20 protein-coding genes are annotated in these 23,027 nt (G+C 67.4%); 12 read left to right on the forward strand and 8 right to left on the reverse strand.

Features of this window, described 5'->3' with window-relative positions:
* Positions 1 to 46: 46 nt before the first annotated feature.
* The 4 genes from BM397_RS25180 to BM397_RS25195 all read left to right on the forward strand — a co-directional run bounded on the left by BM397_RS25180 (position 47) and on the right by BM397_RS25195 (position 5,291).
* Entirely contained in the window at positions 47 to 1,321 is a 1,275-nt protein-coding gene (locus tag BM397_RS25180) for an Hsp70 family protein (protein ID WP_092429870.1), read from the forward strand.
* A 156-nt stretch (positions 1,322 to 1,477) separates the two neighbouring features.
* Entirely contained in the window at positions 1,478 to 2,644 is a 1,167-nt protein-coding gene (gene argE, locus BM397_RS25185) for an acetylornithine deacetylase (protein ID WP_092429872.1), read from the forward strand.
* Positions 2,641 to 3,990 (forward strand): NAD(P)/FAD-dependent oxidoreductase, encoded by a 1,350-nt coding sequence (locus BM397_RS25190; RefSeq protein ID WP_092429873.1) that lies wholly within the window; start codon positions 2,641 to 2,643, stop codon positions 3,988 to 3,990. Before argE ends, BM397_RS25190 begins: the two co-directional genes overlap by 4 nt.
* A 137-nt stretch (positions 3,991 to 4,127) precedes the next feature.
* Positions 4,128 to 5,291, forward strand: coding sequence for a M20 aminoacylase family protein (locus BM397_RS25195; RefSeq protein ID WP_092429875.1), 1,164 nt, complete (start codon positions 4,128 to 4,130; stop codon positions 5,289 to 5,291).
* 211 nt (positions 5,292 to 5,502) lie between these two features.
* Here the strand turns inward: BM397_RS25195 and BM397_RS29425 are convergent, their stop codons facing one another.
* The 4 genes from BM397_RS29425 to BM397_RS25215 all read right to left on the reverse strand — a co-directional run bounded on the left by BM397_RS29425 (position 5,503) and on the right by BM397_RS25215 (position 9,007).
* A complete protein-coding gene (locus BM397_RS29425; RefSeq protein ID WP_176806867.1) occupies positions 5,503 to 5,664 on the reverse strand; it encodes a hypothetical protein in 162 nt (53 codons plus the stop codon).
* 97 nt (positions 5,665 to 5,761) lie between these two features.
* Positions 5,762 to 6,808 carry an ABC transporter substrate-binding protein gene (locus BM397_RS25205; protein ID WP_245696215.1) on the reverse strand — a complete coding sequence of 349 codons (1,047 nt, stop codon included), beginning with the start codon at positions 6,806 to 6,808 and terminating at the stop codon, positions 5,762 to 5,764.
* 104 nt (positions 6,809 to 6,912) lie between these two features.
* Positions 6,913 to 8,343 (reverse strand): sensor histidine kinase, encoded by a 1,431-nt coding sequence (locus BM397_RS25210; protein ID WP_092429881.1) that lies wholly within the window; start codon positions 8,341 to 8,343, stop codon positions 6,913 to 6,915.
* Positions 8,336 to 9,007, reverse strand: coding sequence for a response regulator transcription factor (locus BM397_RS25215; protein WP_092429883.1), 672 nt, complete (start codon positions 9,005 to 9,007; stop codon positions 8,336 to 8,338). The genes BM397_RS25210 and BM397_RS25215 overlap by 8 nt, the downstream gene beginning before the upstream one ends.
* A 194-nt stretch (positions 9,008 to 9,201) precedes the next feature.
* On the opposite strand from BM397_RS25215, the gene BM397_RS25220 reads away from it, so the two are divergent.
* From BM397_RS25220 to BM397_RS29430, 4 genes are all read left to right on the forward strand, one after another.
* A complete protein-coding gene (locus BM397_RS25220; RefSeq protein ID WP_092429885.1) occupies positions 9,202 to 10,191 on the forward strand; it encodes a Bug family tripartite tricarboxylate transporter substrate binding protein in 990 nt (329 codons plus the stop codon).
* 89 nt (positions 10,192 to 10,280) lie between these two features.
* Positions 10,281 to 10,712, forward strand: a complete 432-nt coding sequence (locus BM397_RS25225) for a tripartite tricarboxylate transporter TctB family protein (RefSeq protein ID WP_092429887.1) — start codon at positions 10,281 to 10,283, stop codon at positions 10,710 to 10,712.
* Between the two features lie 13 nt (positions 10,713 to 10,725).
* Positions 10,726 to 12,264, forward strand: a complete 1,539-nt coding sequence (locus tag BM397_RS25230; protein ID WP_092429888.1) for a tripartite tricarboxylate transporter permease — start codon at positions 10,726 to 10,728, stop codon at positions 12,262 to 12,264.
* Between the two features lie 198 nt (positions 12,265 to 12,462).
* A complete protein-coding gene (locus BM397_RS29430) occupies positions 12,463 to 12,639 on the forward strand; it encodes a hypothetical protein (RefSeq protein ID WP_176806869.1) in 177 nt (58 codons plus the stop codon).
* 79 nt (positions 12,640 to 12,718) lie between these two features.
* Here BM397_RS29430 and BM397_RS25235 read toward each other — a convergent pair whose 3' ends face one another.
* Both BM397_RS25235 and BM397_RS25240 read right to left on the reverse strand, forming a co-directional pair.
* Positions 12,719 to 13,465 (reverse strand): siderophore-interacting protein, encoded by a 747-nt coding sequence (locus BM397_RS25235; protein ID WP_092429889.1) that lies wholly within the window; start codon positions 13,463 to 13,465, stop codon positions 12,719 to 12,721.
* 15 nt (positions 13,466 to 13,480) lie between these two features.
* Positions 13,481 to 14,002, reverse strand: a complete 522-nt coding sequence (locus BM397_RS25240; protein ID WP_245696216.1) for a PadR family transcriptional regulator — start codon at positions 14,000 to 14,002, stop codon at positions 13,481 to 13,483.
* A 167-nt stretch (positions 14,003 to 14,169) separates the two neighbouring features.
* Between BM397_RS25240 and BM397_RS25245 the strand changes: the two genes are divergently transcribed.
* Genes BM397_RS25245 through arsJ form a run of 3 tightly spaced genes read left to right on the forward strand, consistent with a single transcriptional unit; the run spans position 14,170 to position 17,335 of the window.
* Positions 14,170 to 15,057, forward strand: a complete 888-nt coding sequence (locus BM397_RS25245; RefSeq protein WP_092429893.1) for an arsenate reductase/protein-tyrosine-phosphatase family protein — start codon at positions 14,170 to 14,172, stop codon at positions 15,055 to 15,057.
* Positions 15,054 to 16,052 (forward strand): ArsJ-associated glyceraldehyde-3-phosphate dehydrogenase, encoded by a 999-nt coding sequence (locus BM397_RS25250; RefSeq protein WP_092429895.1) that lies wholly within the window; start codon positions 15,054 to 15,056, stop codon positions 16,050 to 16,052. The genes BM397_RS25245 and BM397_RS25250 overlap by 4 nt, the downstream gene beginning before the upstream one ends.
* A complete protein-coding gene (gene arsJ / locus BM397_RS25255; RefSeq protein ID WP_092429897.1) occupies positions 16,049 to 17,335 on the forward strand; it encodes an organoarsenical effux MFS transporter ArsJ in 1,287 nt (428 codons plus the stop codon). The genes BM397_RS25250 and arsJ overlap by 4 nt, the downstream gene beginning before the upstream one ends.
* A 113-nt stretch (positions 17,336 to 17,448) precedes the next feature.
* Here arsJ and BM397_RS25260 read toward each other — a convergent pair whose 3' ends face one another.
* Positions 17,449 to 20,583, reverse strand: a complete 3,135-nt coding sequence (locus BM397_RS25260; protein ID WP_092429899.1) for an efflux RND transporter permease subunit — start codon at positions 20,581 to 20,583, stop codon at positions 17,449 to 17,451.
* A gap of 21 nt (positions 20,584 to 20,604) precedes the next feature.
* Positions 20,605 to 21,756 carry an efflux RND transporter periplasmic adaptor subunit gene (locus BM397_RS25265; protein ID WP_092429901.1) on the reverse strand — a complete coding sequence of 384 codons (1,152 nt, stop codon included), beginning with the start codon at positions 21,754 to 21,756 and terminating at the stop codon, positions 20,605 to 20,607.
* A gap of 265 nt (positions 21,757 to 22,021) precedes the next feature.
* Here BM397_RS25265 and BM397_RS25270 point away from each other — a divergent pair, with 265 nt between their 5' ends.
* Positions 22,022 to 23,008: a TRAP transporter substrate-binding protein gene (locus BM397_RS25270; protein ID WP_092429903.1), complete on the forward strand. Its 987-nt coding sequence runs from the start codon at positions 22,022 to 22,024 to the stop codon at positions 23,006 to 23,008.
* Positions 23,009 to 23,027 lie beyond the last annotated feature (19 nt).

Below are 23,027 nucleotides of genomic sequence, written 5' to 3' on the forward strand. Positions count from 1 at the left end.
GGGGTTTTCGGTAGCCGGGCGGCTTTCCATCTTCGGGGAGCATGTCATGGCTGATGCGGGCTTTGCGGGCGGCGACTGCCTGGCGATCGATTTCGGGACCTCCAACTCGGCGGCGGGGATCGTCGAGGACGGCGCGGTGCGCCTGCTGGAGATCGAGGCCGGGGCCGAGACCCTGCCCACCGCCGTGTTCTTTCCCGAGGAGGGCGGCATGCGCATCGGCGCGGCGGCCTCGGAGGCGCTGATCGCCGGGGAGGAGGGGCGCTACATGCGCGCGCTGAAAAGCGTGCTCGGGACCGCGCTCTTTCACGAGAAGCGGCTGATCGGCGGCAAGCGCCGGACGCTGGCCGAGATCGTCACCGCCTTTCTCGTGGAGATGAAGACACGGGCGGAAGCGCAGAGCGGCCGGCGGTTCACCCGGGCGCTGTCGGGCCGGCCGGTGCATTTCCACTCCGGTGACGCCGAGCGCGACGCGAAGGCCGAGGAAGACCTGCGAGGGTGCTACCTCGCGGCGGGTTTCGAGGGCGTCGAGATGATGTTCGAGCCGGAGGCGGCGGCGCTGGCGAGCCGCATTGCCGAGGGCACGGGCGGCACCGGGCTGATCGTCGACATCGGCGGCGGCACCTCGGATTTCACCGTCTTCCGCAGCGAGGGAAGCGGCATCGCGATCACCGCCAGCCATGGCATCCGGCTCGGCGGCACGGATTTCGACCACGCGGTCTCCATGCGCCACGCCATGCCGCTGCTGGGGCTGGGCGGCCAGCTGCGCCGCGATTTCGGCGAGGGGCTGCTGCCGGTGCCGAATGCGCTCTACGTGGACCTGTCGACCTGGGCCAAGATCCCCTTCCTCTACACCCGCGACACCGAGCGGGCGGTGGAGGACATGCGGCGCCATGCGGTGGAGCCGGAGGGCATGGAGCGGCTGCAGACGGTGATCGTCGACGAGCTGGGCCACGAGTTGGCTTTTGCGGTGGAGCGCGGCAAGATCGCCGCCAACTCCGGTGCGGCGGGGGCCGAGATCGCCATGGGGATGATCGCGCCGGGGCTGGGCGCGCGAGTGACGGCGGGGACGCTCAACGCGGCGCTCTCCGAGGCCCGCGAGGCGCTGCGCATGGCGATCTACGAGACGCTGATGCTGGCGCAGGTCTCGCCCATGCAGGTCGACAGCGTGGTGCTGGTCGGCGGCTCGAGCCTGATGGCGCTGGTCGAAGACGAGGCGCGCGCGGTCTGCCCCGGTGCGGCGCTGCGCCGCTCCGAGGCGTTCACCGCGGTGGTCGACGGGCTGGCCTGGGCGGCCTCGGGCCGGGGCGTGGCGCGGGCCTGACGACTGGACCTGAAGATCGGGCCTGAAGATCGGGCCTGAAGATCGGGCAGGTGAGGCTTAGCACGCCGGGCGTGCCGGGGGCGGGGCAGGTGGACCCCTTGTGGTCGGAGGCAAGGCAGGCTTAGGTCTGCCCTGAAGACAGACCAAGGACTCCCCATGACCCCCCGGCTTACCCCGCGCGCGCTTCTGGAAAAGCTCGTCTCCTTTCCCACCGTCAGCACCGGCAGCAACCTCGACTTGATCGGCTGGACCGAGGCGTACCTCGCAAGCCACGGCATCGAGAGCCATCGCCATGCGAAGCCCTCCGAACCCGAGCTGAAGGCGGCGCTCTTCGCCCATGTCGGCCCCGAGGTCGCAGGCGGTGTGGTGCTGTCGGGCCACACGGACGTGGTGCCGGTCGAAGGGCAGGACTGGTCGACGGACCCCTGGGTTCTCACCGAGCGCGAGGGGCGGCTCTACGGGCGCGGCTCCACGGACATGAAGGCCTTTGATGCGCTGGCGATCTGGGCGCTGGTCGAGGCACGCTACCGGGGCGTGACACGGCCCTTGCAGCTCGCGTTCAGCTACGACGAGGAGACCGGCTGCGAGGGGGCGATCGACTTGGTGGCGGCGATGCAGGGCGTGGTGCCCAAGGCCGATGCGGTGATCGTCGGTGAGCCGACCATGCTGAAGCCGGTCACCGGTCACAAGGGCGGCATGAGTTTCGAGGTTCACGTGCACGGGGTCGAGGTGCACAGCTCGATCCTCGAAACCGGGGTTTCGGCGATCATGTGGGGTGTCAAGCTGATCGACTGGTGCAACGAGGTCAACGCCGCGAACGCGGCGGCCGAGCCGGGGCCGGTGGCTGCGCTGTTCGAGCCGCCCCATACCAATGTCCACGTCGGCCAGATCCGCGGCGGCACGGCGCAGAACATCACCGCCAAGGACTGCTGGTTCCCGCTCGGCTTCCGCATCGTGCCCGGCGAGGACCCGGCGGATTGGAAGGCGAAGCTGATGGCCAAGGTCGCCGAGCTCAATGCGCAGATGCAGGCGGTGCGGCCGGAGGCGTGGATCGAAGTGCGGGACGCCTTCCACCTGCCGCCCTTCGCGCCGACCGAAGGCAACCGCGCCGAGGAGCTGGTGCGGCAGATCACCGGCGACAACGGCATGCGCCACGTCAGCTACGGCACCGAGGCCAGCCATTTCCAGAACGGCGGCTATGACGTCGTGGTCTGCGGGCCGGGCGACATCGGCATCGCACACCAGCCAAACGAGTCGATTGCCGTCTCGCAGCTGCAGGCGGGGCAGGAGTTCATGGAGAAGCTCCTGGAGCGGCTGGCATGAGCGCGGTGTTTCCCTTCCGGGAGGTGATCCCGGCCGAACATGGCGGCGATCTGCCCGAGGCCGTCGATCTCGTGGTCATCGGCGGCGGGGTTATCGGCACCTGCACCGCGCTCTTTGCCAATCGCGCCGGGCTGAAGGTGCTGTTGCTGGAAAAGGGTCGCATTGCCGCCGAGCAAAGCTCGCGCAACTGGGGCTGGATCCGGGTACAGGGCCGCGACATGGCCGAGATCCCGATCGCCCTTGAGGCGCAGGCGCTGTGGCAGGAGCTGGATGCGCTCTGCGAGGGGCGGCTCGGCACGCGCACCGTGGGCGTCGGCTATCTCGCCAAGAGCCACGCCGAGATGGAGAGTTTCGCCGGCTGGCTTGAAGAGGCGAAGCCGCTGGGGGTCAGCTCGGAGCTGCTGGATGCCGCGCAGGCCAAGGCGCTGACTGGGGCCAGCGACAGCCCCTGGGTCGGCATGTTGCACACCCCCACCGACATGAAGGGTGAGCCCTGGGTTGCGGTGCCGGAACTTGCGCGGCTGGCGGCCGCGGAAGGGGTCCTCGTGCGCGAGCGCTGCGCGGTGCGCGGGCTCGAACGCAGCGGCGGCCGGGTGACCGGCGTGGTGACCGAAGCGGGCACCGTGCGCTGCGAACAGGCGGTGCTCGCGGGCGGCGCCTGGTCGGGGCTGTTCCTCAAGCGTCACGGCGTGACGCTCCCGCAGCTTTCGGTGCGCTCGACGGCCATGGCCACCGCGCCGCTGCCGCAACTGGTCAACAAGGCCGCCGTGGACGATGTTCTGGCCTTCCGCCCGCGGGCCGACGGCGGCTACACGTTGGCGCCCTCGGCCTTTTCCGAGCTGTTCCTCGGCCCCGACGCAGTGCGTCACGCACGGCCCTACCTGACGTTGGCGCGACAGGGCAGTTTCGACGTGCACTTCCGGGCGAAGGCTCCGGCGGGCTATCCCGACGCCTGGGGCACGGCGCGCAGCTGGCGCGATGACGAGGAGAGCCCCTTCGAGCGGATGCGCATCCTCTCGCCGGATCCCAACGCCGGCAAGGTGGCGTCGACCCGCGCGCAGTTCGCGCAGCATTTCCCGCAGATGGGCGAGGTGCCGCTGCAGGCGAGCTGGGCGGGGATGATCGACGTGATGCCCGACGTGGTGCCGGTGGTGGATCACGTGGCGCAGATCCCCGGGCTGATCGTGGCGACGGGCATGTGCGGGCATGGCTTCGGCATCGGGCCGGGCTTCGGCCGGGTGGTGGCTGACATGGTGCATGGCAGGGACACGGGCCATGACCTGACGCGATTCCGCCTTGCGCGGTTCTCTGATGGCAGCAAGCTGGTGCCGGGGCCGAACCTCTGACTGGCGCGGCGGGGCGCTGAGCTGCGCGGTGGCGCGCCCAGTCTTCCCTCGGGTCACTCCGCGCCGCCGCTTGCCACGCCCATGCGCCGGTGGCAGGCTCTCCGCGAAATATGATCAAACAACAGGGACGCCCTTCCATGCCCGTCAAGAACCGCTTTGCCGAGCTCCAGTCCGAGATCACCGACTGGCGCCGCGATCTCCACGAGAACCCCGAGATCCTCTTCGAGACCCACCGCACCTCGGCGCTGGTGGCGGAAAAGCTGCGGGAGTTCGGCTGCGACGAGGTGGTGACCGGCATCGGCCGCACCGGCGTCGTCGGCGTGATCAAGGGCAAGACGGACGGCTCGGGCAAGGTCATCGGGCTGCGCGCCGACATGGACGCGCTGCCGATCCTCGAGGACACCGGCCTCGACTATGCCTCGAAGACCCCGGGCGCGATGCACGCCTGCGGCCATGACGGCCATACCGCGATGCTGCTGGGCGCTGCAAAGTACCTCGCAGAGACGCGCAACTTCGACGGCACCGCCGTGGTGATCTTCCAGCCCGCAGAGGAAGGCGGCGGCGGCGGCAAGGAAATGTGCGACGACGGCATGATGGCGCGCTGGAACATCCAGGAGGTCTACGGCATGCACAACTGGCCGGGGCTGCCCACCGGCAGCTTCTCGATCCGGCCCGGCGCCTTCTTTGCCGCCACCGATGTCTTCGAGGTCACCATCGAGGGCAAGGGTGGACATGCCGCCAAGCCGCATGAGACCATCGACCCGACCGTGGCCTCGGCGCAGATCGTCACCGGGCTGCAGACCATCGCCGCGCGCAACGCCAACCCGGTGACCGAGATCGTCGTGTCGGTGACGAGCTTCGAGACCTCGTCGAAAGCGTTCAACGTGATCCCGCAGCGGGTCACGCTGCGCGGCACCGTGCGCACGCTGGCACCGGAGAACCGCGACCTCGCCGAGACCCGGATCACCGAGATCTGCACCGGCATGGCAACGGCGCTCGGCTGCGTGGCCACCATCGACTACACCCGCAACTACCCGGTGATGGTCAACTCTGAGGAGCAGACCGAGTTCGCCGCCGAGGTCGCCCGCGCCGTCTCCGGCGATTGCGCCGAGGCGCCGCTGGTCATGGGCGGCGAGGATTTCGCCTTCATGCTCGAGGAGCGCCCGGGTGCCTACATCCTCGTCGGCAATGGCGACACGGCGGCGGTGCATCACCCGCAGTACAACTTCAACGACGAAGCGATCCCGGCAGGCTGCTCATGGTGGGCGGAGATCGTCGAGCGGCGGATGCCGGCGGCCTGATCCGCTGCGCGGGGCGGTCCCGGTCGCCCCGCGTCACTCTTGGCGCGACGACGCGGCGTTCGCCTACATTGGGGTTATGTAGGTCAGGAAGAAGGGGGCTCTGCCCCCGCCCGCTGCGCGGGCTCCCCCGGGATATTTCCACCATGTGGAAGTTCTGAGCTGAACATCTGCCCGAGAGGGTGCGGTGCCGGAAACCCGGCGGGGCAGCGGTTCAGAGCGGCGCGCCGGTGACCGACATTCCGCGCGCGAGATAGCCGCAGGCCTCGTTGATGCCCGCCGAGCAGGCCACGGTCAGGACCTCGGCCTCTGTCGGTTGCTTCGCGGCGCAGGCTGCCAGCCCCAACATCGCGGCACCAAGGATGGCGTGTCGCATCATGGCTCCGCACATCATCGCCCCGTGGATCATCGACCTGTCCTCGTGTCCTTGATGCAGCCCGACGCCGGGCTGCGGTGCAGACGCCCTTGATAGCTCATCCAGCGTCGGCGGAAAAGGCCTCGTCCCAGAGCCGGAACAGCCGCTCGCGGGTGCTGCGGTCGAGCGCCAGCAAGAGTGGCGGCGACAGCGAGATGAGCCGCCGGGCGCTTGGAAGCAGGCTTGTCTCGGCCGGGTCGCTGGCGGCGATCAGCCCGAGCTCGCGCAGCATTTCCTGCGCCGGGGGCGACAGCAGGAAGTCCAGCAGCCGCTGCGCCGCCTCCGGGTGCGGGGCATTGCGCGGGATCACGAAGCTGCGGGTCATCATCAGCGTGTAATCCTCGGGCAGGATGATCCCGACATTCTCGGCGGCGCGGGCCTCGGCATAGGAGCCGAGCACGTTGTAGGCGATGTAGTAGCGTCCCTCGGACACGCCCTCGATGATCGACAGCGAGCAGCAGGTGGCGATCGCCCCGATCCGCGAAAAGGCCTCGAGCATGGCGCCGAAGGTGGTCGCCTCGAGGCTGTCGGCATGGGCAAAGAGATAGCCCAGCCCCGAGTCCTCGATGTCGTAGGTGGCGATGCGGCTGCGCAGCAGCTCGGGCTTCTTGCGCATCAGGTCGAGCAGGGCGAAGCGGGTGCGCGGCACGTCCTCTGCATCCAGCGCCTCGGTGTTGTAGATGATCACCGCCGGCTCCTCGGTGATTCCCCAGAGCTCGTCGCGCCAGCGCCGCTGCTCGGGCAGGGCCTCGGTGGCGGGTGAGCGGTAGGGCCGGGCGCAGGCGGCATTCACCAGCCAGAGCATCTGGTGCGCGCCCGAGGAGAGCAGGGCGTCGGCGGGTTCGGCGCGGCCGTCGCAGGCGGCGCGGCTGTTGGTGAAGAGATTGTTCGAGCCCCATTGTTCATAGTGCACCGACAGGTCGGGATTGGTCGCCGTGAAACGCTCGATAAGCGGGCGGATGATGGCGATGTCGGTGGTCGAGCGCAGGGTGATCTCGGTGTCGCCCTCGCCGAAGCTGGCGACCCCTTCCTGCGCGGCGGCGGCGAGGGGACAAAGCAGCGCCAGCAGCAGCGCGGGCAGGTGGCGGATCATGATGTGGCTCATGGTTTTTGGCCCCTTGTCTGGCCCCTTGTCTGGCCGTTTGATTGGCCTGTCGCGCGGGGCGTCTGGTCTGGGGCTGCAGGGCAGGGATCGGTCGGCGCGCTCGGTCATGATACCTCCGCGTCGTCGGGGGCGGCGGGCAGCAGCAGGGCGATGCGGAATCCCTGACCGGGGTATTCCAGCGCGACCCGTCCGCCGAAGGCGGTGGCCACAGAGGCGACGATGGCGAGGCCGAGCCCGGCGCTGTCCTCGCGCGAGGTGGCGCTGCGCTCGAAGCGCTGGCCGAGGCGGGCGGCGATCTCGGGGGCGGGGCCGGGACCCGCGTCCATCACCCAGAGCGCCGCTTCGGAGCCGCGCCGCTCGGCCCCGATGGCGATGGGCGTCTGCCCGTGCTTGAGCGCGTTGACCAGTAGGTTCTTGGCTGCCTCGCCGACCGAGAAGGCGTCGGCGCGGACCATCACCGGGTCCTCGCCGATCTCCAGCCGCAGCTCGGCTGCGGGGGCGAGAAGCTCGTGGTCACCGCGCTCGACCACCTCCAGCGCCACCTCGCGCAGGTCGAGCGGGGCGCGGGGGGCGCTTTCCGTGCGGTGGCTGACGAGGGCGCGGGACAGCAGCTGGTCGAGCAGGGTGCCGAGCGAGCGGGTGCGGGCAAGCAGCCGGGTCAGCGCGCGCTCACGCAATCCGGCGTCGGGCTGGTCCTGCATCGCCTCGGCCTGCACGCGGATGGCCGCGACCGGGGTGCGCAGCTGGTGGGCGGCATCCGAGATCAGGTGGCGCATGCCCTCCATCTGGCGGTCGAGCCGGCCCATGAAACGGTTCATCGCCTCGAGCATCACCGTCAGCTCGCGCGGCAGTCCCTCGGTGGGCACCGGCGTCAGGTCGTAGGGATCGCGCCCGGCAAGGTCTTCGGACAAGGCCTCGAGCGGGCGCAGGGCTGAGCGGATGACGATCCAGGACATGACCAGCAGCGCCAGACCGGCGAGCAGCATCGGCAGCACCGTGTCGAGGGTCAGGCCGACGGCCATGGCCTGGCGCGCGCGCAGGGTCTGGCCGACGGTGACCGAGATGCCGCCCGAGAAGTCACGCTCGGCGAAGCGGCGGGTCACCCGTACGAAGCGTGCGGGCTCGCCGTTCAGCCGGGCATCGAAGAACTCCGGCGCGACGCCACCGCTGCGTCGCGCGGGCGGGGCGATGTCGGTCTCGTCGAGCCCGGTGATCAGCCTGCCCCTCGGGCCGCGCACCGAATAGTGGATGCGGTCGTCGGGTGCCTGCGCCAGCAACTCGAAGGCCGAAACCGGCAGGTCGACGAGGGGCCGCCCGTTCTGGATGCGGATCGAGCCGGCGATGTCCTGCGCCGCGCCCAGCAGGATGCGGTCATAGGATTGCCGCGCCGCGAGCCGTCCGTTGTAGAGCGTCGAGCCGGCCACCAGCAGCCCGCCTGCGAGCAGGATCAGCAGCACCGCCTTGAGCACCCGCGCCGCGAGGCTCGAGGGCAGGCGGGTCGGTCGGCGGGGCGGCAGCGGCGGGCTGTCAGTCATCGAGGCCGATCCGGTAGCCGATGCCACGCTGGGTGGCGATGCTCACGCCACTGCCGGCGAGCTTCTTGCGCAGCCGGGCGACGTAGAGCTCGATGGCGTTCACCCCCACGTCGGCGTCGCCGAACCCGTACAGGGAATCGTAGAGCCGGGTCTTGCTCAGGAAGTTCCCCTGATGGCGCAGCAGGACGCCGAGCAGCGCCGCCTCGCGCGCGGTGAGGTCGAGCCGCGTGCCGTTCAGTGTGGCGCTCTGCCCGGCGGGGGAGAAGGCGAGCGGGCCGAGCACGGTCTCGGCCCCCTTCTGCTCGGCCTCGCGGCGGATCAGGGCGCGCAGCCGTGCCTCGAGTTCGCGCTGGTCGAAGGGCTTGCCGAGATAGTCGTCGGCGCCGAGGTCGAGCGCGCTTACCCGGTCATCGACCGAGATCAGCGCGGTAAGCATCAGCACCGGGGTACGCGCCCCCGAGGCGCGCAGCTCGCGCAGGAAGCGCAGGCCGGAGCCGTCGGGCAAGTTGATGTCGAGTACTATGGCGTCATAGCCCTGCACCGCGAGGAAATCCCGGGCGGCCTCGAGGCAGTCCGCGACGTCGCAGACGATGCCGGTTTGCGCCAGCCGCGCGGCGACACCCTCGGCCAGATCGCTGGCATCCTCCACCATCAGGACACGCATGGCACTCGTACCTTTCTCTGGCTTACGAAGCGTCCGCTTGCGCTAACAGGACTCTGACAGGTTCGCGACAGCTTCGTGGCTTAGAGACACGTCTTAACCCGCAACCGGGGAGGCTGCAAAGCGCAGTCGGGTTTCGCGGGGAGACGACGGCGCCGGCGCGTATCGGTTCGGTGGCCGAGCATGAGGAGGATACCATGTTTATCAATGCAACCCGCGGCCTGATCGCCGCGACCGTTCTTGGCGTCTCGGCCGTTGCCGCGCAGGCCCAGGACTTCACTCCCGAGAACCCCGAGTGCATCGCGCCTGCCAACCCCGGCGGCGGCTGGGACTTCACCTGCCGCCAGGTCGGCAAGGAGCTGCAGGACCTTGGTCTGATCGACAAGACCATGCAGGTCGTCAACGTGGCCGGCGGCGGCGGCGGCGTGGCCTTTGCCGAGGTGGTCAACAAGCGCGCGGACGACAACGATCTGATCGTCGCCGCGAGCTCGGCCACCGCAACCCGGCTTGCGCAGGGCGCCTACCCGGGCAACACCACCGACCAGGTGCGCTGGGTTGCCTCGATCGGGGCCGACTATGGCGTGATCGCGGTGTCGGCCGACAGCGAGATCGAGACGCTGCCGCAGCTGCTTGACATGATCAAGGCGGACCCGCGCTCGGTCTCCGTGGCCGGCGGCTCGGCCGTGGGCGGCTGGGACCACCTGAAGGTGCTGATCGCGGCTTCGGCCTACGGCGTCGAGGACGTGCGCAAGGTCAAATACGTCGCCTTCGATGGCGGCGGCGAGGCTGTGACGCAGCTGCTCGCGGGCTCGGTGCAGGCCTTCACCGGCGACGCATCGGAAGCCAAGGGCTTCGTCGACTCGGGCGACATCAAGGTGATCGCGGTGCTCGCACCCGAGCGTCTGGAAGGCGATTTCGCCGACTTCCCGACCGCCAAGGAACAGGGCGTCGACGCCATCGGCGCCAACTGGCGCGGCTTCTACGCCCCCGCCGGCATGAGCGACGCGGCCTATGACGCATGGGCGGCGAAGATCGGCGAACTCTACGCCTCGGACGAGTGGCAGGAAATCATGGCCAACAACGGCCTTGCCCCGCTTGATCTGCAAGGCGCCGAGTTCGAGCAGTTCGTCACCGACAGCGTGAGCGAGATCCAGAACATCTCGCGCGAGATCGGCATCATCAAGTGACCTGATCCCACGCAATGCTCGGCGGGCCCCTGTCACTCCGGGGGCCCGCCGTCCAATTCTACCTTTCCACTCAAATTCCGGGGGACACCATGAGTGACCGCATCTTCGGCCTCTTCGGCCTGGCGCTCGCCATCTTCTTCGCCTGGGCGGCCCTGCAGATCGAGGAAAGCTTCCTCTCTGACGAGGTCGGTCCCAAGGCCTTCCCGCTGATCATCGCCACCATTCTCGGCATTTCGTCGATCTTCATCGCGCTCAAGCCCGATGCCGAGCCGGTGTGGCCCTCGCTGGGCCGGCTGGTCGAGATCCTCGCCGCGATCGTGGTGATGATCCTCTACGCGCAATTCCTGCCCGTCGCGGGCTTCGTGATCGCCACCGCCGTGGCGGCGAGCTACCTCACCTGGCGGCTCGGCAGCCCGGCGCTCTCGTCGCTGCTGATCGGCGTGCTGACCTCGGTCGGCATCTACGTGATCTTCCATCTTGTGCTGGGGCTGTCGCTGGCCCGTGGCCCGCTGGGTTTCTGAGGAGGAGGCCACCATGGACGTTCTTGCCAACCTCGGAGACGGTTTCGCCGTCGCCTTCACACTGCAGAACCTCGGCCTCGCGCTGCTGGGCTGCTTTCTCGGCACCATCATGGGCGCGCTGCCGGGCCTCGGCCCGTCCAACGGCGTCGCCATCCTGATCCCGCTGGCCTTCACGCTGGGCCTCGGGCCGACGCCGTCGCTGATCCTGCTGACCTCGGTCTACTATGGCGCGATGTACGGCGGCCGGATCAGCTCGATCCTGCTCGGCATTCCCGGTGACGAGCCGGCGATGATGACCGTGCTCGACGGCCACCCGATGGCCAAGAAGGGCATGGCCGGCGAGGCGCTCTCGCTCTCGGGCATCGCCTCGTTCGTCGGTGCCTTCATCGCCACCTGGGGCCTGATCCTGCTGGCACCGCAGCTGGTGAAGATCGCGCTGCTGTTCGGCCCGGCGGAATATTTCGCGCTCTTCGCGCTGGCCTTCGCGACGCTGGGCGGGGTCTCCTCGACCAACCAGGCGAAATCGGCCTTTGCCGCGATGCTCGGCCTCGGCCTCGCGATGATCGGCGTCGACACCCAGACCGGCGTGCCGCGCTTCACCTTCGGCGAGGTGCACCTCTACGATGGTCTCGACTTCCTCGTCGCCATCGTCGGCCTCTTCGCGCTGTCGGAAGTCTTCATCTTCCTCGAGCACCGTCACGGCGGCTCGGACGCCAACTCGGGCCAGCTCAAGCTCGGCCGGCTGACCCCGCCGCTGTCGATGATCAAGCAGTGCACGCCGACCATGCTGCGCACCTCGATCCTCGGCTTCATCGCCGGTGTGCTGCCGGGCGCGGGCGCCTCGCTGGGCTCGTTCATCTCCTACTCGATGGAGAAGCGCCTGGTGGACAAGGAAGGCACCTTCGGCAAGGGCGATCCGCGCGGTGTCGCGGCCCCCGAGGCGGGCAACAACGCTGCTGCCGGCGGCGCACTGGTGCCGATGCTGGCGCTCGGCGTTCCCGGCTCGGGCACCACGGCGGTGCTGCTGGCGGTGCTGCTGTCGCTCAACATCACCCCCGGCCCGCTGCTTTTTGCCCAGAACCCCGACGTGGTCTGGGGCCTGATCGCCGCGCTCTTCATCGCCAACTTCATGCTGCTGGCGCTGAACATCCCGATGGTCGGCATCTTCACCCGCGTGCTGATGGTGCCGCCGCGCATCCTCATGCCGATCGTGGCAATGGTCAGCTTTGTCGGCATCTACGGCATCTCGGGCTCGAGCTTCGACCTGCTGGTGATGATCGGCTTCGGCGTGATGGGCTGGGCGCTGCGCAAGCTCGACGTGCCGCTGGTGCCGATCATCCTCGGCACGCTGCTCGGCAACACCATGGAGAACAACCTGCGCCGCGCGATCACCATCGACAACGGCGACTGGTTCACCCTCGTCGATAGCCCGCTGGCGCTGACGCTCTGGGCGATCGCCATCATCGGCTTCGTCATGCCGCTGATCGTCGGCCGCCTGGTGCGCAGCAAGATGCATGAGCGCGGCGACGAGGAAGGCTCGATCACCGACTGATCCAGCCTGTACCAAGAAGCTTGCCAGCACAGCGCCGGCCCGTTGCCACGGGCCGGCGCTTTCCGTTTCGGCACCGGCACCGGGAATGCCGCGGCGCAGCGTCAAATGCTGCTGCTGCGAAGGCGGTGTCGAAAATTAAAATGCGGCATTGTGTCGCCACGGATCCGTGATAGCGTTGATTCCTAGGGAGGAACTATCATGCATCTTTTTCTGGTTGGCTTGGGCATTGGCCTTCTCATCATGTCTCCGGTGATCGCGCTGATCCTGTTCGCGGGAATTGTCACCCGCAAGGAGGAGCGCCGCACGCCGCCCTCAGGCGGAGCCCGGGCGCGGGTGAACCTGCCGGGATTCGCGGCGCGCTACGCCAAGCCCTGATCCCTGAACCTCAGACACACAAAGGCCGGGCGCATGGTGCTGCCCGGCCTTTCATTGTTTTCACGGAGGGTGGGGACGCTCAGTCCAGAGCCTTGTCGCTGCTGCCCGCGTCGCCCTTCACCCAGTAGCCGGCCGCCTTCAGCCAATGCGCGGGATGGCCGCGATCGTTCAGGAAATGCAGCTTCAGCGCGCGGGCGACCTGCGCCTCGGCGGCAATCCAGACAAAGCCATTGCCCTCGGGCAGGGTGAGCGCGCGGGCGGCCTCGAGCAGGGTCTCCGCCTCATGCGCCTGCGACACCGGGCGGTGCAGCCAGTGCGTTTTCTGGGTGGCGGCGCTGTCGAAACGCTGCTCGTCCTCGGGTCCCGGCACCGCGGCGAGGGTGATCGCGGTGACGCCCTCGGGGAGCTCCTCGATGCGGCGGCCGATGGCGGGCAGGGCGGTCTCGTCGCCGATCAGCAGGTACCAGTCGAACACCGGCGCAATCACCGCCGAGCCGCGCGGCCCGCCGATGTTGAGCGTGTCACCGGGCGCGGCGGTTTCCGCCCAGGCAGTGGCGGGGCCGGCCTGGTGGATGGCGAAGTCGAGCACCAGCGTGCGCGCCTCGAGGTCGAAGGCGCGGGGCGTGTACTCGCGGGCCACCGGCGCCTCGGCCCCGGTGTCGAGGAAGAGCTTGATGTGGTCATCCGCGCCGAGGCTGGCGAAATCGGCCAGCGACTCGTCCTCGAGGGTGATGCGGATCATGTTCGGGGTGAGCCGTTCGGTCTCGCGCACCGTCAGGGTACGGCGCTTCAGCTCGTGCTTGTGTCGTGTGATGACGCTTTCCATGGGAAGTCCTTGCAATCAGCTGTCTTCGGAGGGCGCATCGGGCGTGTCGCCTGCGATGTCCCGGGCGGTGTCTCGTAGCTGCGCGGCAAGCGTGGCGATGAGGGTCTCGTCAGCGCCCTCCGCCGCCATCCGGCGGCGCAGGGCCAGTTTGATCTCGTCCATGGCGGCAACGATCTCCTTCGGCGCGTTGCCCCGGTGCCAGACCGGGGGCTTGCGGGTCAGAAGATCGTCGGCGGCAGCGCGGTTGGCTTGCAGAAAGGCAGCCCCCTCGGGGGTGAGCCGGGCGCGCTTGCGGCCGCTGTCGTCGGGCTCGACACGCGCGTAGCCCATGTCTTCCAGCCAGGACAGCGTAGGGTAGATCACGCCGGGGCTGGGGGTATAGGCGCCCTCGAAGCGTTCCTCGATGGCCTTGATCAACTCGTAGCCGTGGCGCGGCTGCTCGGCGATCATCGACAGGATGAGCAGGCGCAGCTCGCCGTATTCGAAGAGGCGCTTGTGCCGCTTGCCGCCGCCATGCCCGTCCTTGCCGTGTCGCATGCCCATCCTTCGGGGAAATTTTCGATATATCGTAAGATAAGATATATCGGGAAATGTGCAAGAGGCCCTGGCGTCACGTCGCGGTGATCAGCCCCGCGCGCCCCGCGTCGAGCCCTGTCATGAAACTGTCACTTCCGGATTGGCGATAATTCAAATATTCATGAAATATGGAAAAAGAGATTCCCGACCGCCTCATGACCCTCGGCCACCCGCAGCGGCTGGCGCTGTTCCGGCTGCTAATGCGCCGCTATCCCGACCGCCTGCCGGCCGGCGAGATCGCCGAGGTGCTGGAGGTGAAGGCCAGCACGCTCTCGACATATCTCGCCGCACTGATGCGCGCCGGGCTGGTCACGCAGGACCGCGCGGGCACCTCGCTGCTTTACGCGGTCGACATGAAACAGGTGCAGGAGACCTTCGACTACCTGCTGCGCGACTGCTGTCGCGGGCGCCCCGAGATCTGCTCTCCCAGTCCGTTCTTCGCAACAGAAGGAACAGCCCAGATGATCACCGCCAGCCAAGACCGCACATACAACGTCCTGTTCATCTGCACCGGCAACTCCGCCCGGTCGATCTTTGCCGAAACGCTGCTCCGCGAGATCGCCGGCGAGCGGTTCAATGTCTATTCGGCGGGGACCAAGCCCAGCTCCGAGCTGAATCCGATCGCGGTCGAGCTGCTGCGCCAGAAGGGCCATGACATCGCGCCCCTGCGCGCCAAGAACGTCTCTGAATTCTCCGGCGCAGGCGCGCCCGATCTCGATTTCGTCTTCACCGTCTGCAATCAGGCGGCCAACGAGGAGTGCCCGGCCTGGGACGGTCAGCCGATCTCCGGCCATTGGGGCATGCCGGACCCGGTGAAGGCCACCGGCACCGAGGCCGAGAAGATGCTCGCCTTCCAGCAGGCCTATGGCGCACTCAAGCACCGGATCGAGGCCTTCGCCGCGCTGCCCATCGCGCAACTCGATCGCATTTCGCTGCAGGCGGCGGTGGATGAGATCGCGCAATTCGATACCCCCGAGACCTCTCTGATCAAGACTTCCCCGAAAGAGACCACATGACCACCTATGCCCTGAACGGCCTCGGCCGCATCGGAAAGCTCGCCCTGAAGCCGCTGCTGGAGAAGGGGGCCGAGATTGCCTGGATCAACGACGCCGTGGGCGATCCGGGAATGCACGCGCACCTGCTGGAGTTCGACACGGTGCACGGGCGCTGGGACGCGGAGTTCTCGCATGATGCGCAGAGCGTCACCGTGGACGGCACCCGGCTGCCCTTCATCGGCACCCGCGATCTTTCGGCACTGCCGCTCGACGGGGTGGACGTGGTGATCGACTGCACCGGCGTCTTCAAGTCCGAGGCGGCGCTCGCCCCCTATTTCGCGGCGGGGGTGAAGAAGGTGGTCGTTTCGGCCCCGGTGAAGGACGGGCGTACCGCCAACATCGTCTACGGCGTCAACGATGGCACCTACGATCCGGCCCGGCATGACATAGTCACGGCGGCCTCCTGTACCACCAACTGCCTCGCGCCGGTGGTCAAGGTGATCCATGAGAACCTTGGCATAAGGCACGGGTCGATCACGACAATCCACGATGTGACCAACACGCAGACCATCGTCGACCGGCCCGCCAAGGATCTCCGCCGCGCCCGCTCGGCACTGAACTCGCTGATCCCCACCACCACCGGCTCGGCCACCGCGATCACGCTGATCTACCCCGAGCTGAAGGGGCGGCTGAACGGCCATGCCGTGCGCGTGCCGCTGCTCAACGCCTCGCTGACCGATTGTGTCTTCGAGCTCGAGCGGGCGACCAGCGCCGAGGAGGTCAACGCGCTCTTCGAGGCGGCCTCAAAGGGCGCGCTGAAGGGCATTCTCGGCTACGAGGAGCGCCCGCTGGTGTCTTGCGATTACACCAACGACACGCGCAGCGCGATCATCGACGCGCCCTCGACCATGGTGGTGAACGGCACGCAGCTGAAGGTCTACGCCTGGTACGACAACGAGATGGGCTACGCGCACCGGCTGGTGGACGTGGCGCTGATGGTCGGGGGGCGGCTGTGAGCGCGCAGGCCCCGGACCGGCCCGAGGGACTCTCGGCCTATGTCGCGGTAACGGCGGCCTATTGGGCCTTCATGCTCACCGACGGCGCGCTGCGCATGCTGGTGCTGCTGCATTTCCACAGCCTCGGCTTCTCGCCGGTACAACTGGCGTATCTCTTCGTGCTCTACGAGATCGCGGGGATGGTCACCAACCTCTCGGCAGGCTGGATCGCGGCGCGCTTCGGGCTGACCTCGACGCTTTACGCGGGGCTGTCGCTGCAGGTGGTGGCGCTGCTGGCGCTGACGCAGCTCGATCCGGCGTGGAGCATTGCCGCCTCGGTCGCCTTTGTGATGTGCGTGCAGGGGGCCTCGGGCGTGGCCAAGGATCTCGCGAAGATGTCCTCCAAGTCAGCCGTCAAGTTGCTGGCGCCCTCCGAGGGCGGCGGGCTGTTTCGCTGGGTGGCGCTGCTGACCGGTTCGAAGAACGCGGTGAAGGGGCTCGGCTTCCTGCTCGGCGCGGCATTGCTGGCAACGCTCGGGTTTACTTGGGCGGTGTTGGCCATGGCGCTGGTGCTGCTGCTTATCCTGATCGCCGTGGCGCTCTTCATGCCTTCTGGGCTGCCGAAGGGGCGCAAGGGGGCGAAATTCTCCGAGGTCTTCTCGAAGTCGGCCAATGTGAACTGGCTGTCGGCGGCGCGGGTGTTCCTCTTCGGCGCGCGTGACGTGTGGTTCGTGGTGGGCATCCCGATCTATTTCTACGCGGTGCTCTCGGACGGGAGCGAGGCGGGCAACCGCGCGGCCTTCTTCATGATCGGCACCTTCATGGCGGTCTGGATGATCCTCTACGGTGCGGTGCAGGCGGCGGCGCCGCGTATCCTGCGCGCCAAGGCGCGTCCCGAGGGCGAGTTGATCCATGCCGCGCGCGGCTGGGCCGCGGCGCTCTTCGTGGTGCCGGCGGTGCTGACCGTGGCGGTGCTGCTCTCGCCGACACCGGAGGCGTGGTTGACGGGGGTTCTGGTGATCGGGCTTCTGGTTTTCGGCGCGATCTTCGCGGTGAATTCCTCGCTGCATTCCTACCTGATTCTCGCTTTCACCAAGTCCGAGCGTGTGACCATGGATGTCGGCTTCTACTACATGGCGAACGCGGCAGGTCGGCTGATCGGCACGCTGCTGTCGGGGCTGACCTACCAGATCGGAGGCCTCCCGCTGGTGCTGGGCACGGCGGCGGCGATGGTGGCGCTGGCGGCGCTGCTCTCGGGACGCTTGAGTGCCGAGGTGCAGGACGCGAGTGAGCTTGGCGCGTAGGGGCACGCCCGACCCGGGGCTGGTCGCCCCGCGCCATCGGTCGCAGATACAAGCGCTCCGACAAGAAAGGCCCGGGCACATCGCCCGGGCCTTCTGCAGTTCATGGCAACGTCTCACACCACCGGCGGCGTCCGTCCCCGGTGGATCTTCTCGCGCAGGCCCTGGATGATCTTGAAGAACACCGGCCCGAAGATGGCGCCCAGCACGGCCGAGGCGATGGCCCCGCCGAAGACCGCCAGCCCCAGCGAAACCCGGCTCGCCGAGCCCGCACCCGAGGCGATGACCAGCGGGTAGACCCCGACTGCGAAGGCCAGCACCGTCATCATCACCGGGCGGAAGCGCAGCCTGGCCGATTGCATCGCCGCCTCGTGCAGCTCCAGCTCCGCCGCCTCGCGCTGCTGCTTGCCGAACTCGACGATCAGGATCGCCGTCTTCGCCGCCAGCGCGATCAGCATCAAGAGGCCGATCTGCCCGTAGAGACTGAGCGGCTCGCCCGCGATCCGCAGTGACACCAAGGCTCCCAGCACCGCGAAGGGCACCGTGAGCAGCACCGCCACCGGTGTCAGGAAACTCTCGTAGAGCGCCGCGAGGAAGAGGAAGGTGAACACCAGGCTCAGCCCCAGCGCGATCGGCACCGCGTTGCCCGAGGCGCGTTCCTCGCGCGACGATCCGGTCCATTCGTAGCGGAAGCCCTCGGGCAGGGCGGTTCCGGCGACCGTTTCGAAACTGTCCATCGCGTTGCCCGTGCTGAAGCCGCCGGCGCTGTTGGGAATGCCGGTGACCGTGGCCGAATTGTAGGTGTTGTAGCGATATAGCACGTCCGGCCCGGTGGTGGGCACCGGGGTCACCACGGTCGAGAGCGGCACCATGCCGCCCTCGCGGTTGCGCACGTAGAGCGTGTCGAAGGCGCGCTCGTTCTGGCGGTATTGCGCGTCGGCCTGGATCATCACCCGGTAGGATTGGCCGAAGACGTTGAAGTCGTTGATGTAGAGTGCGCCAAGCTGGGCCTGCAGCGTCAGGAAGATGTCCGAGACCTGCACCCCCAGCGTCTTGGCCCGCACCCGGTCGATATCCAGGAAGAGCTGCGGCGCGTCGGCCTTGAAGGTAGAATAGGCCAGTGCGATCTCATCCGCGCCATTGGCCGAGACGAGGAAGCTCTGCAGCGCGGCTGTCATCTCCTGCGGCCCGCGGCCCTGCGTGTCCTCGAGCACGAACGACAGCCCTTCGACCGCGCCAATGCCCGGCAGGGCGGGCGCGCCGAAGATGATCGTCTTGGCCTCCGGCATGTCGGCGAACTGCTGCGTGAACTTGCGCTGCAGGAACGCCTGGCTGCTTTCCTCCGTCGTGCGTTCCTTCCATTCCTTGAGCTTGACGATGATCATCCCGGCGTTTGACTGCAGCGCCGAGTTGAGGATCGAGTAGCCGTTCACCGACAGCACGTTCTCCACCGCCTCATCCTCGCCGAGCGCATCGGTGAGCCGGTCCATGATCACCTCGGTCCGGTTCAGCGAGGCGCCGGACGGCAGCTGCACGTCGACCATGAAGAAGCCCTTGTCCTCGGTCGGGATGAAGCTGGTCGGCGTGGTGGTGAAGAGCGTGTACATGGCAAAGAACAGCGCCGCGACGATGGCGATGGCGATGATCGCGTGTTTCGCGAGGAAATCGACAATGGCGGAATAGACCCGCGTCACCCAGTCGAAGCCCTTGTTGAAGCCGCGGATGACGAAATTCGGATGCATCCCCGGCTTCATCAGCACCGAGGCGAGCGCCGGGCTGAGCGTCAGCGCGTTGACCATCGAGATCAGCACCGAGACGGTGAGCGTCGCGCCGAACTGGCTGAACATGCGCCCGGTGATGCCGGGCAGGAGCAGCGTCGGCCCGAAAACCGCCGCCAGCACGAGCGAGGTGGCGACGATGGGGCCCGTCACCTCGGCCATGGCGCGTTTCGTTGCCTCGACCGAGCCGATCTCGGGGTTCTCGTGCAGGATGCGCTCGACGTTCTCCACCACGATGATCGCATCGTCCACCACCAGCGCGATGGCGAGGATCAGGGCGAACAGCGTGACCGTGTTGATGGTCATGCCGAAGGCGTAGAGCACCGCCAATGTGCCGATGATCGACACCGGCACGGCGATGGTCGGGATCAGCGTCGCGCGCACCGAGCCGAGGAAGATGTAGGTCACCGCCACCACCAGCAGGATGGTGAAGATCATGGTGATCACCGTCTCCTCGAGCGAGGCCTCGATGAACAGCGTGGTGTCATGGCCGATGACGTAATCGACGCCTTCGGGGAAGTATTCCTTCAGCTCCTCCATCTTCTCGCGCACCGCCTCGGCCACGTCGAGCGAGTTCGCCTCGCTCAGCTTGTAGACCGCCAGCAGCACGCCGGGCTTGTTGTTGAACTCGCCGTAGCCCTTGTAGGCAAAGGCCCCGAGCTCGATCCGCGCCACGTCGCGCAGGCGGACCACCGAACCCGCGTCATTGGCCGACAGGATGATGTCGCCGAATTCCTCCTCGGTCTCGAGCCGGCCCTTGGTGGTCAGCACGTATTGGAACTGCGTGTCGTCGGCGGCGGGGGCAGCGCCGAGCGAGCCGACGGCGGCCTGCACGTTCTGCTCCTTTACCGCCAGCACGATGTCGTTGACCGTGAGGTTGTGGTTGGCCATCTGCACCGGGTCGAGCCAGGCGCGCATGCCGTAGTCCAGCGCGCCGATGTTCTCGGCGGCGCCGACGCCGGCGATGCGCGCCAGCTCGCCCTCGATGTTGATCGAGGCATAGTTGGACAGGAAGAGCCCGTCGAACCGCCCGTCGGGCGAGATGATGTCGACCACCATCAGGATGTCGGGGTTGCGCTTGCGCACCCGGATGCCGCGTTGGCGCACCTCGGCGGGCAGCCCCGGCTCGGCCAGCGCCACGCGGTTCTGCACGTCGACCTGCGCCAGATCGGCATCAACGCCGGTCTCGAAGGTCACGGTCAGCGTGTAGGAGCCGTCCGAGGCGGCCTTGGATTCCATATAGGCCATACCCTCGGCGCCGTTCACCTCGTCTTCGATGGGCGCGGCAACGGCCTGCAGCAGGGTCTCGGCGTCGGCGCCGGGGTAATTGGCGCGTACCACGACTTTCGGCGAGGTGATGTCGGGGTATTGGTCGATGGGCATCACGGTCAGCGTCAGTAGGCCGAACAGCGTGATGAGCATGGAAATGACGAAGGCGAACTTGGGCCGCCGGATGAAAAATAAAGGTCCCATGAAATTCTCCGCTGCCGGGGCTCAGCTGTCGTAGGGTTTCGGCGAGACTGTGATGCCGGGCCGCATGCTCTGCAGCCCCTCGACGACCACCTGTTCGCCGTCTTCGAGACCTTCGGTAATGGTCCAGTTCGCGTCGCTGCGGACGCCGACGGTGATGTTGCGGCGTTCGACGGTGTTGTCCGCGCCGACCACCCAGACGAAATGGCCCTGCTGGTCGAGGCTCACGGCCCGCTGCGGCACCAGAGGGGCCTGGATCGGCTCGATCACCTGGCCGCGGATGGTCACGTTCTGGCCTGGTAGCAGCAGGCCGTCGGGGTTGGCAAAGAGCACCCGGGCGGCGATGGTGCCGGTGCTGGCGGCACCGGTGTTGTCCCAGTTCTCGAAGGTGCCTTTCTCGGGGTAGACCTGCCCGCCGGGAAGGATCGCTTCGAGCTCCAGCGGCGGGATAGACCCCCCGGCCTCTTCGATTTCCAACCGCTTGGCGAGGAAACCGAAGTAGTTCGACTGGTCGACCAGTCCGACCGCGTAGATCGGATCGAGCGAGACGAGCGTCGCGATGAAGCCGGGCTGGGTCGGGTCGCCGGGGGCGAAGAGGTCACCGACCGCGAACTGCGGCGCCGAAATACGGCCGCTGAACGGGGCGTAGACCTTGGTGTCGGCGAGGTTTTCCTCTGCCTGGGCAATCTGTGCACTGGCCACGTCGACCTGCGCCTGCGCCACGTCGGCCTGGGCCTGGGCGTATTCCACTTCGCGTTGCGAGACGGTGTTGCTGCGCGACAGCTGCGTGGCCCGGTCGAGGTCGAGGTCGGCCTTGATTGCCGAGGCCTCCGCCTGCTTCAGCGCCGCGTGCGCCTGGGCGAGGGCAATGCGGAAGTCGGTTTCGTCCATCTCCACCAGCAGGTCACCCTCTTCGACGTAGCTGCCGGCGGTGATGTGCATCGCGGTGATCTGCGCCTGGATCGGCGGGCGGATCGATGCGGTGTTCAGTGCCTCGATGCGGGCCGGGTGGGTAAAGGAGGGACGGATGCTCTGGGTCTCGACGGTCTGCACCAGAACCGTGGGGCCGGCGGCCGCGGCATCGTCCTGCGCCAGGGCCGGCGCCATAGGGGTGGAGGCGATGAAAAATGCGCACAGAGATACAGCCGAGAACGACTCAATAAGTCTAATGAACATATCAATGGTCCTTCCAAGGACGGATCTATGCGCCTGAGTTTACACGAGATGAATGAAATAGCGACCGCGTCTGCACCCTTAGCGCGAGCTTTCGCGCATCGCAGAAGAAGCAGCTTGAAAATTCACAAGCAGCGTGGGTCGCCGCGATCCTCTGGCCTCACAAACAGCTCTCGAATTTCTGTCATACGAAATGATTGACAGTTATCATACAAGTCATCCATAAACGCCGCGTAACGTCATATACATCTACAGGGAGGAGATGATGATGTACTTTGCGAAGGCCAAGACGGCGCTGATCGCCGCCACCGCGCTGAGCGGTCTGCTGGCAGGGGCGGCTCAGGCAGAGACCTGGCGCGCCTGGGCAATTCACCCCGAGGACTATCCGAACGTCGTCGCCATGCAGCAGTTCGCCGACGAGGTGACCGAGAAGACCGAAGGCCGGATCGAGCCGACCGTCTATGCCAACGGCGTGCTGGGCGCGCAGCCCGACGCCATCGAGCAGGTCCGCGCCGGTGCCATCGCGGTGGGCAACTTCAACATGGGGCCGATGGGCGAGATCGTTCCGGCGACCAACGTGCTTTCGCTGCCCTTCATCTTCCGAGACGTCGATCACATGCACAAGGTGATGGACGGCGAGATCGGCCAGCGCTTCTCGGACGCCCTGTCCGAAGAGGGGCTCGTCGCCCTGTCGTGGATGGATAGCGGCTCGCGTTCCTTCTACAACACCAAGCACGCCATCGAGACGCCCGCCGACATGGACGGCATGAAGTTCCGCGTTATGAACAACGATCTCTACGTGCAGATGGTCGACCAGCTCGGCGGCAACGCAACGCCCATGGCCTACGGCGAGGTCTACCAGTCGCTGAAGACCGGCGTGATCGACGGGGCCGAGAACAACTACCCGTCCTTCGAGAGTTCGAACCACTACGAGGTGGCGAAGTACTATTCGATCACCAACCACCTGATCATCCCCGAGTGCATCTGCGTCTCGACCAAGGTCTGGGACGGCGTCTCGGATGAGGACAAGGCGCTCGTGACGGCGGCGGCGGTCTCGGCGGCGGAAACCCAGCGCGAGCTCTGGGCCGAGCGCGAGATGGCATCCAAGCAGAAGGTGGAAGAGAGCGGCGTGGCGGTGAACGAGGTCTCCGACCCCGCGGCGTTCCAGTCGGCCATGGAGCCGGTCTACACCAAGTTCATCGAGAGCAACCCGGATCTGGAAAGCCTGATCCGCGACATCCAGTCGGTCGAGTGATCTGACGCGCGGCGTGTCC

Source organism: Alloyangia pacifica (assembly GCF_900116195.1).
GTDB lineage: Bacteria > Pseudomonadota > Alphaproteobacteria > Rhodobacterales > Rhodobacteraceae > Salipiger > Salipiger pacificus.